The sequence below is a fragment of the uncultured Flavobacterium sp. genome (assembly GCF_963922255.1).
Lineage (GTDB): Bacteria > Bacteroidota > Bacteroidia > Flavobacteriales > Flavobacteriaceae > Flavobacterium.
The window spans coordinates 1-17167 of the sequence record NZ_CAWUIC010000006.1; the positions used below are offsets into that span (position 1 = coordinate 1).

At 29.6% G+C, this 17167-nt stretch carries 13 protein-coding genes; 3 read left to right on the top strand and 10 right to left on the bottom strand.

What is annotated here, in order from left to right; translation table 11 throughout:
• The 4 genes from AABJ49_RS06215 to AABJ49_RS06230 all read right to left on the bottom strand — a co-directional run.
• The coding region (locus AABJ49_RS06215; protein ID WP_338377047.1) for a hypothetical protein at positions 1-1438 on the bottom strand (1438 nt) is incomplete at its 3' end.
• A gap of 106 nt (positions 1439-1544) precedes the next feature.
• Complete coding sequence (locus AABJ49_RS06220; RefSeq protein ID WP_338377049.1) at positions 1545-2333, bottom strand: RNA methyltransferase; 789 nt, start codon at positions 2331-2333, stop codon at positions 1545-1547.
• A gap of 122 nt (positions 2334-2455) precedes the next feature.
• Positions 2456-3742: an amidohydrolase family protein gene (locus AABJ49_RS06225; protein ID WP_338377051.1), complete on the bottom strand. Its 1287-nt coding sequence runs from the start codon at positions 3740-3742 to the stop codon at positions 2456-2458.
• Positions 3743-3798: 56 nt separating this feature from the next.
• Entirely contained in the window at positions 3799-6798 is a 3000-nt protein-coding gene (locus AABJ49_RS06230; RefSeq protein WP_338377053.1) for an amidohydrolase family protein, read from the bottom strand.
• Between the two features lie 259 nt (positions 6799-7057).
• Here AABJ49_RS06230 and AABJ49_RS06235 point away from each other — a divergent pair, with 259 nt between their 5' ends.
• Both AABJ49_RS06235 and AABJ49_RS06240 read left to right on the top strand, forming a co-directional pair.
• Entirely contained in the window at positions 7058-9655 is a 2598-nt protein-coding gene (locus AABJ49_RS06235) for a T9SS type A sorting domain-containing protein (protein ID WP_338377055.1), read from the top strand.
• Positions 9656-9835: 180 nt separating this feature from the next.
• Positions 9836-10192 (top strand): hypothetical protein, encoded by a 357-nt coding sequence (locus AABJ49_RS06240; protein ID WP_338377057.1) that lies wholly within the window; start codon positions 9836-9838, stop codon positions 10190-10192.
• Between the two features lie 9 nt (positions 10193-10201).
• On the opposite strand, the gene AABJ49_RS06245 is transcribed toward AABJ49_RS06240, so the two are convergent.
• From AABJ49_RS06245 to AABJ49_RS06270, 6 genes are read right to left on the bottom strand one after another with little or no spacing between them, the layout of a single operon-like run.
• Positions 10202-11536: a DUF58 domain-containing protein gene (locus tag AABJ49_RS06245; protein ID WP_338377059.1), complete on the bottom strand. Its 1335-nt coding sequence runs from the start codon at positions 11534-11536 to the stop codon at positions 10202-10204.
• Between the two features lie 14 nt (positions 11537-11550).
• A complete protein-coding gene (locus tag AABJ49_RS06250; protein WP_338377061.1) occupies positions 11551-12555 on the bottom strand; it encodes a MoxR family ATPase in 1005 nt (334 codons plus the stop codon).
• Positions 12556-12562: 7 nt separating this feature from the next.
• Entirely contained in the window at positions 12563-13768 is a 1206-nt protein-coding gene (locus tag AABJ49_RS06255) for a DUF4350 domain-containing protein (protein ID WP_338377063.1), read from the bottom strand.
• 1 nt (position 13769) lies between these two features.
• Complete coding sequence (locus AABJ49_RS06260; RefSeq protein ID WP_338377065.1) at positions 13770-14495, bottom strand: DUF4129 domain-containing protein; 726 nt, start codon at positions 14493-14495, stop codon at positions 13770-13772.
• A complete protein-coding gene (locus AABJ49_RS06265) occupies positions 14488-15441 on the bottom strand; it encodes a hypothetical protein (RefSeq protein ID WP_338377067.1) in 954 nt (317 codons plus the stop codon). The genes AABJ49_RS06260 and AABJ49_RS06265 overlap by 8 nt, the downstream gene beginning before the upstream one ends.
• Entirely contained in the window at positions 15425-16405 is a 981-nt protein-coding gene (locus AABJ49_RS06270; RefSeq protein WP_338377069.1) for a stage II sporulation protein M, read from the bottom strand. The genes AABJ49_RS06265 and AABJ49_RS06270 overlap by 17 nt, the downstream gene beginning before the upstream one ends.
• Positions 16406-16425: 20 nt before the next feature.
• On the opposite strand from AABJ49_RS06270, the gene AABJ49_RS06275 reads away from it, so the two are divergent.
• Positions 16426-17166 (top strand): RDD family protein, encoded by a 741-nt coding sequence (locus tag AABJ49_RS06275; protein WP_338377071.1) that lies wholly within the window; start codon positions 16426-16428, stop codon positions 17164-17166.
• The last annotated feature ends 1 nt before the right edge of the window (position 17167 follow it).

Consider the following 17167-nt stretch of genomic DNA (forward strand, 5'->3'; position numbering starts at 1 on the left):
GATCCCCATTGTTATCTAGTGTCATTTTAGTAAAGCCGTCATCAAAACCGTTATTCCCCACTATACGATTAAGAGAAGTACAGGTGCCAGTTGCAGGGTCAAGAGAAACAAGTATCGCGTCACGTCCATTATTAGAACCTGGTCCAACGACAGATTGTGTACCCCAAGTTAATGAAACTCCATTAAAACTACCCGATAAATATATTTTAGTTGCAGTGTAAAGAATATTGCCATCCAAAAAATTATTGGCTGGATTGTAATAAGATAGCCAACTGTAGGAAGAAACATCAGGATTACATTTCATCACAAAAGCAGCTATTCCTGTGTTTGTACCAGGCAAAGTCCAACCTAAAAAACTATTCACTTCACCAGTAAAATTATAATTATTTGTTATACCAGCAATGTAAACATTATTTTGTGCGTCAAAATCAACGCTAGAAATTCCCATTGAGCTTCCTGTACTTTCTCTATGCCATTGGTATTGGCCTTGGTCGTTAAAGCAAATAATTTTTGAAAAAGTGTTGGAAAGAGTGTTACCTCCGGCTGTTATTGTATTGTTACTATTACTATTGTAAGTATGAATCGCATAAAAGTACCCATTATAAGGATTTCGATACCATCTAACTTCACTACTAATGTAGGATGTTACTTGAAGGTCAAAAGCTGTAGCGTTTATAAAAGTACCGCTGGTATCATATTTGAGTACATAATATAAAAAAGGTAGACTTGTGTTGGTATTACTGAAAGCACCGTTTTCGTAACTACCAGGAGGTAATTGAACTATCCAATGGATAACATCATTCACAATATAAAAATTACGGAGTGAAATTGCTGTTGTGGAACTACTATTTAAAGGGCTATGAGGAAAATGTATCCATTGAAAAACACCATTGGAATTAAACTTACTTAAAAAAATTCGTTGGCAAGAAGTACTAGTATTTGAAAAAGTATAATCAATTCCGCTACTATCCCCAATTCGTGGCATAGAGTACCATGGGTAACTACCATTATTTTCTACACATTGTGATATAATTCCAGATACATACACATTATCTTGATTATCAATAATAATTCCTGATAAAATGTCATCTCCACCCCCTCCAAAAACTTTATGCCAACGATAACTTCCATTACAAGTATAACTAATTAATATAAAATCCGTATGATTTGGATCCACATTATATGTAGTTACTGCTATTGGAGAACTACTATTTACTAGTACATTGTCTTTCGTTACTGTCGACAGCAAATAAATATTACGCTGACTATCTGTTGCCATATCAACTACCTGTTCCTTACTAGAATAATGATTTCCAGTGGTGTTATTATTTCCTCCACCCGATTGTAGCCATTGGTAGCTTTGGGAAAATAGGGTGATGGGTAGTAGGAAAAAGGTAATGGATAATAGGTAATGGGTTATGGGTAGTTTTGATTTCATGTTGGGTGTTTTAATAGTTTTTAAAAATACGAAAAATAATAAGAAAAAAACTGAAAGTCGTACTTTTCGACTTTCAGTTTCTTATTGCTTACTTAGTATTAATAAATCAAAACCCACGTTGCCTCTTAGCTTCAAACAGTAAAATCGCAGCAGCCACTGAAACATTCATAGAATCAATTTCACCTTGCATTGGTATAATTATGTTTTGTGTGCTTTCGTCTCTCCATTTTTGAGTTAAACCTGTGGCTTCTGTTCCTACTACTAAAGCCGTTGGAGTAGAGTAATCCACTTTATGGTATTCGTTTGAGTTTTGTAAGGTTGCACTATAAAAATTGATGTTTTTTTCTTTTAGAAAAGTAATAACTTCTTCGGTTGTTCCTGATGCAATTTGGTTGGTAAATAAACAACCCACACTTGAACGAACGATATTTGGGTTATACAAATCACTTTTTGGATTGGCTAAAATAACAGCATCAATATTAGCTGCATCAGCTGTACGAAGCATAGCACCAATATTTCCTGGTTTTTCGATAGATTCTAAAACTAGAATTAATGGATTTTCTGGTAATTTTAAATCTGAAAGGGCTAGGTTTTTTGTTTTGGCTATGGCTATAATTCCTTCTGTAGTATCGCGATAAGCTAGTTTTTGATAAACTTCTTTTGAAATTTCTATGGTGTTTAACTGTTTAGTTGTTAAACTGTTTAATTGATTTTCGGAAATTAATTCTCGTAGAAATAATATAGTTTCTATTTCGTAATTTCCTTTTATAGCTAATTCAATTTCTCGCTTTCCTTCAATTAAAAATGTACCGGTTTGTTTGCGTGCTTTTGCTTTTTCTTGCAATTGCACAAGTGATTTGATATAAGGGTTTTGTATGGAAGTTATTTGTTTCATGTATGCTGAATTTATTTCAGTATCTATTACAGATGTTCAGATTTTCGGATTTTAGATTTTCGGAAAGATTGTTAGCTAGTATTTATCTAAAAATCTATAATCTGAAAATCCGAATATCTAAATTATTTATTTTCAAACTTTTCTTTATAACGTTCATATAATTCTGTTTGATGACTTTCTAAGCTGATTTGTCTTCCATCAATAAAAGCTGTTGTGACTTTATTGGTTTTCATGTCTAAAGCATCACCTTCTGAAATGAATAAGGTAGCACTTTTTCCTTCTTCTAATGTTCCATAATTGGCATCAATTCCTAATATTTTTGCAGAATTGGAAGTGATTAATTGTAACGCTTTTTCTTTATCCATTCCCCAAGCCACACAAGTTCCTGCATAAAACGGTAAGTTTCTAACTTGCATTCTTTCCATGTCTCCCATGTTTTCTAATCCAACTAAAACACCAGCATCTGATAATAATTTGGCATTTTTGAAAGGTAAATTAACATCTTCATCTTCTAATATTGGTAAATCATGTACTCTTCTTAAAAGCACAGAAACGTTGTTTTCAAGTAATAAAGGAGCATTTTTATACGCATAATAACCACCAATAATTGTCATTTTTTGGATGTTATTTTTCTTTTTGAATAAGATGGCATCAATAATTTCTTTTTCACCATCAGCATGAACGAATAACGTTTTAGTACCATTTTCTAAGCCTTTCATAGCTTCATAAGGAATGTCTTTTACAGTTACATTTGAAGCAGCATAAGCTTTTGCATTGTTAAAGAAATTTTGGATTTCAGTAGTTTGATCATCGTATTTCTTGTTGGGTTGAATTCCACCTGGTTCTGCCCACCAACCTGTTTGAGAATAACTTTTTGGCCAGTTTAGATGAATACCATCATTTTCTTTAATGATTGCATCTTCCCAATTCCAAGCATCTAGTTGAACGATTGATGAAGTTCCAGAAATTCTTCCACCTCTTGGAGTAATTTGGGCAATTAAAATACCATTAGGACGAGCAGCTTCGACCAAACCAGATTCTGCATTGTAAGCAACTATACTTCGAATGTGAGGATTCATTTCACCCATTTCACTTTCATCATCAGAAGCTTTTACCGCATCAATTTCGACTAAACCAAGAGTAGCATTTGGAGAAATAAAACCAGGATAAATTTCTTTACCTGATGCATTAATTACAGTATCATGTTTGGCTGGTTTTACCATCGTTCCATCATAAATGCCAGCAATTTTTCCATCTTTAATAGAAATAAGACTGTTTTCAATGACTGTTCCGTTTCCAACATGTGCTTTTCCCCCTAAAATAAGGATACTTTTAGTTTGTTTTGAAGCTGGAGTTTGTTGTCCAAAAGCAAAACTTGTTAGTAATAATAGAAATATGTATTTTTTCATTTTATAATGTATATTGTAATTTGTATAATGTAAGCTGTTTTAGAATTTGGAATTTTCTAATATTCTTCCACAGTATCACAATGATAGTGTTTGATTTCTTTTTTCTTAGGTGCTTGCGTTTTTAAACCTTTGTTTTTAGCTTCAAGTAGAGCGTTTATCAATTCACTACGTTGTTTTTGAATGGTTGCTAATGTTTCTTTTTCTTTTTCCAAATCGTAGAAAATAGTTCCATCAACCACAGTTTTTTCAGCTTTCGCATAAATGGATAAAGGATTTTCTGTCCAAAGTACTACATCAGCATCTTTACCTGCTTTTATACTTCCCACTTTATCATCTACTTGTAAAAGCTTTGCAGGATTCAATGTCACGAAATTCCAAGCTTCTTCTTCAGAAACGTTTCCGTATTTCACTGCTTTTGCAGCTTCTTGATTCAAACGTCTTGACATTTCAGCATCATCCGAATTGATAGAAACCATTACACCTTGACTTTGCATTAAAGCAGCATTGTAAGGAATAGCATCGTTTACTTCAAATTTATAAGCCCACCAATCCGCAAATGTAGAACCACCAACACCATGTTCGGCCATTTTATCAGCCAATTTATAACCTTCTAAAATGTGTGTGAACGTTTGTATTTTGAAATTGTAACGTTCGGCTAATTTCATCAACATATTGATTTCAGACTGTACGTAAGAGTGACAAGTGATGAATCGTTTTTTATTGATGATTTCGTTTAAAACCTCCATTTCAATATCAAAACGAGGCATTACTTTGTTTTTAGTTTTGCCAGATTTGTATGCTTTCCATTCTTTATCATATTCTAAAGCACGCGTGAAATAATCTTCATAAACTTGTTCTACACCCATTCTTGATTGTGGAAAACGACCACTTCCCCAATTGGATTGTTTTACGTTTTCACCTAAAGCGAATTTGATGTATTTGGGAGCCTCTTTTACAATCATTTCTTCTGGAGAATAGCCCCATTTTAATTTGATAAAAGCAGCACGACCACCAATCGGATTTGCTGAACCGTGTAATAAGTTAGAAGAAGTAACACCACCTGCTAAATTTCTATAAATATTGATGTCATCAGAATTTACAACATCTTCGATAGTTACTTCAGCAGAAGAATTTTGTCCACCTTCATTTACACCATTTGAAATAGCTATATGTGAATGTTCATCGATAATTCCAGCAGTTAAGTGTTTGCCAGTAGCATCAATTTCTTTGGCATTTTTGGCTGAAAGGTTTTTACCAATTTTTACAATTTTACCATTTTCGATTAAGACATCTGTTTCTTTTAAAATTCCATCTGTTTCTCCAGTCCAAACAGTTGCATTTTTGAAGAGTAATGTTTCCTGTTTTGGTTTTTGATCATTTCCGAAAGCTAAATTTGGATATGTAACAGGAACCATAGCTGGAACCTTTGGTTCATCATCTTTTTTGTCATCATCTTTTTTATCATCAGGATTTTCAGCCACTTCTTTTTTTGTAGCTCTCCAAGTTGTTTCTGTACCATTTTCTAGAACAGCTTTTCCTTCTAAATAATTGAAAGTTTTGTTACCTGTTAATCTATAATATCCTGAGTTTATTGAGTCTTTTGTTTTGATGACTAAATTTATCCAAGGTTGGTTATAATTTAATTTTGTCCCATAATTTAAACTGTCTTTAGATACTTTAGCCTCAAGTTTTTCTAGTTCTCCAGAGATTTTTAAGTCGAAATTTTCGTTGTTGAATACTAAATTATAGTCACCACGAATATCTTCTACATGCATTTTGTCTAAAATATTTCTATTTCCTTGTACCCAATTTTCATGAATTTTACTGTCTTTTTCGAAAATATCTCCAGAAACAATAATAAAATTAGCTAAAGCTCCTTTTTTTAAAGAACCCAAACTATTTGATTGATTCATTAGTTTAGCTGGAGTTTCCGTTAGAGCAGCGATAGCTTTTTCCTTTGGTAAACCATAAAAAACAGCTTTTCTTAGGTTTTCTAAAAAGTCTTTAGCTTCTTTATTATCATAAGTCGTTAAAACAAATGGAACGTTATTTTCGGCTAAAATCCTCAAATTGAAAGGAGCTTGATTCCAAAATTTCATGTCACTTAAACTCACTTGTTGCGCTAAATAAGGATCAGAAACATCATAAGCTTCCGGAAAATCTAAAGGAATAATATAAGTTGCTCCTGTGTTTTTGATTTCATTTATTTTTTCAAATTCGTTTCCATTTCCTTTGATTAGGTAGTTTACTCCAAATTCTTTTCCAATTTTCGAAGCTCTTAAACTGTTTAATTTATCACCAGCATTGAAAATTTGAATCAGATTTTTATTGGCATTAAAACTTTCTAAAGCCAAATCTTTTGTTTCAGAAGTTCCTTGTGCATACCATTTTCCATCGTGATACACTTGACGAATTAAAGCCATACTTCCCATCAATGAAGATGGATAAGATTGTCTAGAAAACTTACTTCTTGAGAATGTAAAATGTTGGGAAATTTTATTGTTTAGAATTCGTGTTGCATTATTACCATCATCATTTAATGTCCATAGCAAACCTGTACCAGCAATAACTCCATCATTGTGATGACTTAAAACTGTACCAAAACCAATTGCTCGTAATTTTTCGGCACTTTTTGATTCATAGTTTAAGTTTTCAAAGGCATTATAGTCTGGTTTTACATGGTCGTTCCAATAATACCCTTCGCGAGAAGCATCATATTGTGCTGATGAACCTCTTTCTGGTCTGTCGGTTGGTTTTTTGATTCCAAATTCACTAAAAACATCAATAAATGAAGCATAGACTGTTTTTCCAGTTGCATCAATTATGGTTGCATTTTTAGGAATTGAAACTGATGTTCCAACTTCTAAAATTTTGCCATCTTTAAAAAGAAGTGTGGCATTTTCTAATTTTTGAGTGGATGAAACATAAATAGTAGCATTAGTTATGGCTACATGATTTTTAAAAGATTGTTTTACACCATCATTTTTGGGAAAATAATCTTGAGCATTTCCTGAAAAAGATAAAATACAAACTAGTAAGAACACTAATTTTCTCATAAAATTTTTAGTTAAATAATTAAGGGTTTAAATATAGTAAATATTAATTTTATAAGCAGATTTGAATAATTTATTTGTTTTTTTTTTAATAATTGTTTATGGTTTAAAGTTTAATTAGAGTTTATATTTTGGTGGTTTATTTTTATCATTTCAACTACAGTAATTGTCTATTTAACGAACCAATATCGCCTATAATCTTATAGGCTTGAAAGTATGAGTTTTTAATAAGTAGTTTTGCATTGATTATAAAACATAAAACATGAAAAAAATTACCAATTATTTAGCTAAATATTTAATATATAGTTTGTTATTACTGAGCAGTTGTGCCGTTTTTAGTCAAGAAGAACCTTTTAGTTGCGATTATAATGCTTATTTATTTCAATTTAATGATGTTTATTCCATTGATTTAGCTTCTGGAAATTCCTATTTAGTTGCGTCAGATATTACTTCAGGAAATATTAATGCAGCTGCTTACAATCCTGCTGATGGATATATTTGGGGATACCTAAACGCACCATCAAAGACAATTGTTAGAATTGGTAAAAATTTTACCACTACAAGTTTTTATATAGCTGAATTACCAGGTTCAAATCAATATGTTGGTGATGTAAGTGCTTCTGGATCTTATTATTTAAAAGGAGGAGGAACTACTTATTATAAAATAGATTTAAATCCAAACTCAAATAAATATACGGAGTATATTTCTACTGAAACTTTATCAAAAAACATTTCTGTTCATGATTGGGCTTTTAATGCAAATGATGGTTATTTGTACACCGTTGAAAAAGGTTCAAATTTATTATATAGAATAGATGCTACTACTGGGACAGTAACTTCATTAGGGATTGTGCCTATTTTATCGGGATTGAATTATACTTATGGTGCTGTATACTTTGATGCTTCAGGTAATTTTTATGTTTCTGCAAATGAAACCGGAACAATTTACATAATTACTAATGTACAAAATTATACGGGTTCAAATATGATTAATTCTAATTTATTTGCTTTTGGACCTTCAAGTTCGAGTAATGATGGAGCTCGTTGTCCAACGGCACCCGTTCCACAAGAAGATTGTACAAACGGAATTGATGATGACGGTGATGGTCTAATAGATTGTGATGATCCTTCTTGCTCTGGTTACGCAAGTTGCCCAATTATTGTAGCTCCAGTTTCTGGGGGAAATGAAGGTGGTTTAGAAAGTAATAATAGGTTGGCCGATCAGATTAATAAAAGAAATTTTAATAGAGCTAAAAATAATTATCAGTTTGATAAAAGTAAAGCTAAACGTTTGGTGAAGTCAAATAAATATGCTTTAAGAAATTCCAATTCGAGTTTTATTTTAGCAGATTTTGTTCCTTTAACAACTATAAATGAAGATTATGTTATTGAAACAACACCAACTGATTTATTAGGAATTACTAATGCAACAGATGTTTATTCGGTAGATTATATGATAAATAATATTTCTGTAGCTTCTATATTAGCTTTAAAAACAGAAAATGGTGTGTATGAACATACTAAATATATTTGTGATCGTTTATTAGGAGCTGAGTTAATTTCAGTTTCTACAATTGAAATCAATGATCAAAGCTTTATAAAATCAATTATTAAAAATGCAGATGGAACAACAGAATTTGTTTTAAGCTTATCTGCAAAAGAAATTAATAATGATACGAATTTTGCAATAGAGAGTCACTGGAATTTAGATCAATATGAATCTAATGTAACTTTTTATAATTTTCAAATTTGGTCTAATTCTTTAGATGATTTATATAAATTAGGAAGTGAAGTAGTTTCATTATTAGACACACAAAGACCTATTACTTCTTATAATAATTCAACACCTCCAACGGTTTTTGTTAGAAAAGGAAAGTATACAAACGGAAAGTTAGAATTACAAGTTATTAACTCTAATGGATCAAACACAGTAACTTTTGATGCTGGAATTAGAACTTCAGAGACAAATTCAATTCAAAATGTGAGTTCAACTATTAATTTAGCTCAAAATTACATTACTGAAATTGAATTAAATACTGGAAATTTATTTGATGTTGGGTTTAGAATTGGAGACGGTATTGCAACTCCAGATGATTTATTTATGTCAGACGGCCCATGGGGAATTGATGATTCTGCACCAGGAACTACAGTAACAAATTATACAGTTTCAGCAAACAATACAATATATGATATAAACGAATTTCCTATCGAAAGAAATGTAGTTTTAAAAGCAACAACAAATGAATATGTAGCTGCCTACAGAGCAATTACACCAAGATTTAAGGCTGTTGATTTATCAGATTATAATAGTTTTAAATTAAGCGCAAAAGGAACCGGAACTTTAGATATTAGATTTGTGAAATCGAGTATTGATTCGTGGGAAAATCAATTTAAAACTACAATACAATTGACTAATGAAATGCAAGATTTTGCAATTCCATTTAAGGCTTTTACTTCTTTAACTGGTGAAGAATTACTTTTAAATGATATTAAAACAATTGTATTTACAATGGTTTCTGAAAACGGTACAAACGAGACAAAAGAGATGAATTTACAAGCTGTTCGTTTTTCTAAGAAAGTTACTAAATATTATAATGAATCAGATCTAAATGATGTATCAATTTATCCAAATCCAATGTCTTCAAATGCAACTTTTAATTTTGTAGCTTTAAATAATGAAGAAGTTACATTATATATTTATAATCAATTGGGTAAAGTAGTAAAAGAAATTCTATTCAATGCTAAATATGGACCAAATGAAGTTTTATTAGAAAAGGAAAATATAAGTTCTGGAATCTATTTTTGTAAAATTGTAAGTCAATTTAATAATTATAAATCGGTTAAATTAGTAGTGAAATAATAGTTTTTTTGATTATCAGAAAACCTCAATGTTAATTTAAATTGAGGTTTTTTAAATTTTATCATAGCAATTTAACTTATGATAATTACCAATCGACGACGAAAGATTTCAACTTAACTAAATTTTTGAGACTATAATTCTTAGAAAGGTAAATTTACAGCATCATTTAAAAACTGAATTATGAAAAAATCAACATTATCTTTAAACAAATGTCTTTTATTGATTGTTTTTTTAATGGCAAATATTTCGATGTTTGCTCAAGATTTTTCAACTTCGTATCAATCTAATGAGAAGAAAATAATAGAACTCTATTCGGTAGAAATACTTGAAACCAAAAATGATCTAGATTTAAATAAAAAAGAATTAAATTCTTTGATAGAATTTTTAGAAAAAGGTTCAATGCAAGAGTTATTAATTGATGTGAACTTAGAAACAATTAAAAAAGAATTCAACAGTTTTGATAACAATTATGAGAATGCTAATATTGTAACGGAAACAGTATTTTTTACTTTTAAAGTAAAGTATTATTGGTGTTAAATTAATAAACTATAAAATTCCTCTAGCTTTTATTTCAAGGTATTTGTTGATTACATCTAACGTTAAATTTTCGGGTTGTGTTAAGACTGAATAAATTCCGTATTTTCTTAATTCATTTACAATTAAACGTTTTTCGAATGCAAATTTTTCTGCGATGACTTTGTCATAAATTTCGTGAACTGTGTTAGCTTTTTTGTCTATTAAATCATTTAATTCTGTGTTGCTGAAGAACACTATAACCAATAAATGATTTTTTGCCATTCCTTTTAAATAGGGAAGTTGTCTGTGTAAACTATCAAGAGTTTCAAAATTGGTATAAAGAATTAATAAACTCCTTTGGTTGATTTTGTTTTTAATATCAACATATAATCTACTAAAATCACTCTCAAAAAAATCGGTTTTAATGTTGTAAAGATTTTCTAAAAGCAACTGCATTTGACTTTGTCGTTTTTCGGCAACGACTCTGTTTTCTACTTTTTTAGAAAAGGCAACTACACCAGCTTTATCGTGTTTTTTTAGAATAACATTCGATAAAACTAACGTAGCGTTGATAGCATAATCTAAAAGACTTAGACCGTTAAACGGCATTTTCATCACACGACCTTTGTCAATTATCATGTAAACGTTTTGCGATTTTTCATCTTGAAATTGATTCACCATTAATTGGTCGCGTTTGGCTGTAGCTTTCCAATTAATAGTTCGAATATCATCACCTTGAACATATTCTTTAATTTGTTCAAATTCCATGGTATGCCCAATTCTTCTGATTTTTTTCAATCCATATTGCGATAAGGAATTTGAAAAAGCCATTAAATCATATTTTCGCAATTGAATGTAAGAAGGATAAGTCGGCACTAATTGGTTATTAGCAAAATTGAATCTTTTTGATGTTAATCGCAATGGAGAACTGGCAAAAATATTTAGATTTCCAAAGAAATATTCCCCTCTTTCCGTTGGTCTTAAAAAATATTTGTACTCATCTTTAGAATTTGCATTAATTCGTCTGAAAACATTAAAATTTCTAACTTGAAACTGAAACGGAATTTCATCAATAATTCGTGCGTAAATAGGAAAAGTGTATTTGCTTTTTACTCGAATAATGATTTCATTTTCATCGCCATTTGATAGTTTTTCTGGAGTTTCTCTAACACCATCTATGAGAGATTTGGCTTGAAAAAGCAATAAAATATCAATAAGTGTAAAGACGATTAAAATATATAAAAGATACCAACTTGCATTATAAAAAAATGGAAAAAAATAAGACAACACAAAACAACCTATGATACCCATTAGGCAATAAAAAAAGAAATTAGTAAGGTAGAGTTGTTTAAAAAGGTGTTTCATTTTTTTTGAAATAATTATCTTGGAATTTCTACAGAATCTATAATTTGTTTGATAATTTCAGTACTGCTTAAGCCTTCCATTTCTCTTTCTGGAGTTACCACAACTCTATGTTGCATAACAGGAATTGCCGCTTCTTTAATGTCATCTGGTGTTACGAAATCTCTTCCTTTTATGGCAGCAAAACCTTTAGCAGCATTTAAAATAGCAATAGACGCTCTTGGTGAAGCTCCTAAATATAAAAACGGATTTTCACGTGTGTTTAAAACGATTTTTGCAATGTATTCGATAAGATGAGGTTCAATTAAAATTTGTTTTATCAACCCTTGAAAACTTAAAATATCACTTTGAGAAACAATTTTGGCAATGTCAGCTAATTTGTCTCTGTTTTGTAACTCATTTTCTTTTTGGATAATTGCAACTTCTTCTTGTAAATTTGGATAGCCAATGTTGATTTTGAATAAGAAACGGTCTAATTGAGCTTCTGGTAAACGATATGTTCCTTCTTGTTCAATTGGATTTTGAGTAGCAATTACGATAAATGGTTTGTCTAAAATATAAGTAGTTCCATCTGCAGTGATTTGTGTTTCTTCCATAACTTCAAACAAAGCGGCTTGTGTTTTGGCAGGAGCACGGTTGATTTCGTCAATTAGAATAAAGTTTGAAAATATAGGCCCTTTTTTAAATTCAAAACTCGATTTTGATAAATCATAGACAGAAGTTCCGATAATATCAGAAGGCATCAAATCTGGTGTAAACTGAATTCGATTAAAATCTAACGACAAAGTTTTTGACAATAATTTGGCTGTGATGGTTTTTGCAACACCAGGAACACCTTCCAACAAAACATGTCCGTTTGCCAAAATAGCTACTAATAATTGATCAATCATTTTTGATTGGCCAACAATTACTTTACCTATTTCTTCTCTAACTTTTTGAAGACTTTCTTGTAAAGGTGCTAAATCAATACGATTGTTGAAGTTTAAATTTTCGTTTTCGATTTCTTCTATATTATTTTCCATAAGGTAATTATTTGTCTTGTTTGTGATTTAATTTTTCAATAGCAAGATTTAATGCTACTATATCTTTTTCGTTACAAATTTCTTTTCTTTTCAAATGATTAATTAATTGAAATGCTGTTGCAATATCTTCTTTTTTGTGTCCAGATTTGTGCTGAAAACGATTTATAAAGCTTTCATTGAGTTCTGTTGTGTCAATTAAGTATTCGTTTCTAATTTTTTCTAGGAAATATATTATTTTTTTATCAATTATATTTTTGTGATTTCCCTCTTGGTAATATAAATTTCCAATAGTTTTTGTGAAATCGACAGTTGTATTTTTTAAAGGTTCAATAATTGGAATAACTCGTTGTTTTCTTTTGGCATTAAAAACAATAAATATTAAAATACTAATCAATGCAATATACCAAGCCCATTTCAAACTGGGTTGGCTTAAAATATATCGCATAGGTGATTGATTAAGTTGGCTATCATTATATGATTTGGCAAACCAAAAGATTTTATCTTGCTTTAGATAAGAACTAATTTGTTCAACATATTCATGATTTTTGTCTTTCAACATATAATAATTAGTAAAAACAATGGGTTGTGTATGCAAATAAAAATTTCCGGTTTTGTATGGAATTTTTATAAAGTTTGTTAGGTTTTTTTTCGTACTACTTTGATGACCTAAAACTATTGTATTCGTGGTATCAATTTTTGAAAAATATTTGGTAGAAACTCCTTTAGAGTAATAATAATCTTTTGGATTTAAGTTTTTATTGGAAATATTTAAAGCAAATGAATCCATAAAAATGTTACTCGTTTCAATATCAAAACCAAGTGTGTCTTTTAAACTATTTGAAAAGAAGGTCGAACTTATAAAGACATCATTTCCTCTGCTGGCATAATAAAAAAGCTCGTCAACAGAAGAATTGTCTAGCGCAAAATCTTCATTTATATACAAAATATCACCTTTTACAGTGTAAGTTGAATCATTATAATCATATTTGTCATAAAAATATTCATAAGGTGTGTTATTGATTTTTGTGATTTTTTGATTTGAAAATAAGTTTTCAACTTCTTGACCAAAAACATAGAGTCCAAACGGTATTTTATCATTTAAAGCAAAAGTTGGTGTCCAATTGATGGGCTTTGGCCTGTTTGCATCAACAAATAGTATTCCTATTAAAATAAGAACCAATAAAAAGATATATATTTTTAGGCTTTTATTCATATTAGTTTTGAATGGCTTTTAGGAATGATTTTTCTACTTTTTGGAAATCGGTTTCAGAAACTGCAAATTCACCATACCACGAATACTCATAGATGTATGATAAGAACTGGAATTCAGATTTTATTTCAGGATTTTTAATTTCGTATAAATAATCTGAATTGGTTTTTTCAATATCCCATTCAATGATATTTTTATCAGACATAGACTTTAACAGCCATAAATAATAATATCTAATGGAAGTTCTGAATTCTTTTTCTGATTTTGAATCTGTAATTAATTTTTTGAAATCTATGGTATGAATGTTTTCTTCCACTAAATCAGAAACTTTAATGTTTTTTGAAGATTTTCCAAAAACCCAACCACCTTCTTTGTTAATGATGATTTTTACAATCATAAAAATTACAAAACCAATAATGATAAAAGCAATAATTTTCATAAAGATTGATAAACCTGTTAAAGTTCCATCTGCATTGCTAAAATCAAATAATTCTCTAAAAAAATCACCAACACTTTTCCAAAATCGATTCCAAGCAGATAATTTAGAATCGTCTACCTTAGTTTCGTATTGAAATTCATTTGAAGTATATTTTTCGTTGAATTTTGGACTAAATTCTTTTAATTTGATATTTTCTGTATCAAACATTACTTCTTCTTTTGGATGCAACGAATCGTTTTGTCCAAAACAAAAAGTAGTGATTAAAAATAAAATTGATAAGAATTTATTCACTTTCAGATCCAATTAAGTCAATATCATTTTTAATTACGTTATTTTCTAACTCTTCTTTACTACTATAATAAATAATACCTTGATTTATAAATATCAAATTTTGAAGTGTATAGTTAAAAAGTATAGAAACAATCATAGCAATAGTCATCATAATAGTCATAAAAGAAAGTGTTTCTATAGTCTGTTGCTGATTTCCTTGTAAAGCTTCTGGATTTATAAAAACAGATGCCATTCCAATAATATAAGGAACAAAATAAACCACACCTACTACAATTTGAACAATCACAAACATAATAACAGTTGAACCAATAATTGGCCATATTTTTTCTTTTAAAAGTTTAAAGCCATTAATCAAAGAAGTTAAATAACCATTATCGGAAGAAATATAATCGTAAAAACTTAATGAAACCCAACTAACCATTGCAGGCAATACGAGAAGCATTAATGGAAACCCAATAAGAATAAACATCAAACCAAATAATAAACCTAAAACAATAACGAATATTGGTAAAAATATAATTAAAGAAGCTAAAAAGAATAAAATAGTTTTTCCTATTTTAGATTTAATAAACCCAATTAGGTTTTTAATATTCAATTCTTTTTTTGATTCAATTAAACTTAAATATCCAATAGGATAAGTGTAATTAATGATACTAATAAGTACAATTAAAAAGAACATAGATATTCCTCCAATAATTAGAATTGGTAAATTTGAGGTTAAGTTATTTAACATCAAATTTTCACCATTTTGTCCATTGTTAATACTGGCAAAAATACTTTCAAAAAATATTTTTGTAAAAAAATATAATAAGACGACTAAAATTAGTAAAAAACCACCATTAATGATGAAATAGTTTTTAAAATAATTTTTACCATGAATTTTAAAAAAATCAAAAGTATCACCCACTAATTCATTAAAACCTCTTTTTTTATATAGTTGAAACATGATTTTTATTTATTTTTTTGTGAACTTTAAATGGATAAATTAAGTAATAATAACTTATAGCACTTAGAGTAGAAAGTATAATGAAAACACTTAAAAAATGAGGCATATCAATAGAATATCTTGTAATAAAACCTTCTAAAAAACCAGCTATAATTGTAAACGGCATGGTGCTCAAAAATATTTTAAAAGTATTTTTAAATCCAATTTTAAAAGAATTAAATCTACAAAATGTATTCGGAAATAAGATGCTGGCACCTAATGCAAATCCAGCACCAGCTTCAATTACCATTGCAAAAATTTCCATTGAACCATGAATCCAAATTCCTCTAACACTTTCCCAAAAAACATTTTCCTGATAAAAGAAATATTGGAATGAACCTAGCATGATACAGTTTTTGATTAAAATATAGAAAGTTCCAAAACCTAGAAATATGCCAAAAAAATAGGAGAGAGCACCTACTCGAAGATTGTTAAATGTAATACCAATGAAACTTCCCCAATTACTTCCTGACTTGTAAACTGCAACTGGATTTCCATTTTTAATATTCTCTAAAGACATGTTTACGTATTCATTACCCATGATAAGTCTAACAAAGGTGTCGTCGTTTCTAGCAGAAATAGCTCCAATAGCTGTTAAAATTCCAAAAATCAGAAATGCATATAAAACGTATCGTTTATATTGATAAACCAATAGCGGTACTTCAGTTTTAAAAAAATAAATTAGTTTATTTGTGTCTTCTCTTTTAGTTTTGTAAATCTTTTGATAGGTTTGTGAAGCTAAATGATTAAGATAAACTGTAGTCTTACTTTTTGGATAATAGGTTTGTGCATAAGACAAATCATTAACCAAATGTATGTACAAACTGGCTAAATCGTCAGGATTTTTTTTAAGTTTACCAAAAATAGCTTGTTCAAACTCAAGCCATTTTTCTTTGTTTTGTTTTATGAATGCAACTTCTCTCATTAGAGGCTAAAATAGAAAATATGAGTCAATTATCAATAACTACTACACAAAATGTTACCATAAATTTTACAGCTGCTTCTGTAGGTTCTAGAATTGCCGGTCAATTGCTTGATATATTGGTTCTTGTGGCTTATTCTGTAGTGATGTATTATATAATTGATTTATCTGGTTTGAGTGATAATTTTGCTAATATGGATGGCTGGTCTGTTGGAGCTGTTATGATTATATTGTTTTCTCCGGCTATTTTTTACACTTTACTTTTGGAGAGTTTGTGGGAAGGACAAACCATTGGAAAGAAAATAATGAAGATGAAAGTTATCAAAATAGATGGTTATCAAGCGGGTTTTGGTGATTATCTAATTAGGTGGTTGTTTCGGTTAATTGAAGTATTGATTGGTAATGGAGTAATTGGATTGTTAGCTATAATTTTTAATAAAAAAAATCAAAGAATGGGAGATATGGCGGCAGGAACAGCTGTTATTACTTTAAAAAACAACATTAATATAAATCATACAATTTTAGAAGATTTAAATCAAGATTACGTACCTACTTATCCTTTAGTGATAAAACTTTCGGATAATGATGCCCGAATTATTAAAGAAACATTTGAAGTTGCCGTAAAAACAAGAGATTATGGAACTTTAATAAAGTTAAGAGAAAAAATTATTAGTGTAACCGGTATTAAAAATCAATCAGGAAACGATCAAGATTTTATCAGAACATTATTGAAAGACTATAATTACTATACACAAAACATGTAAG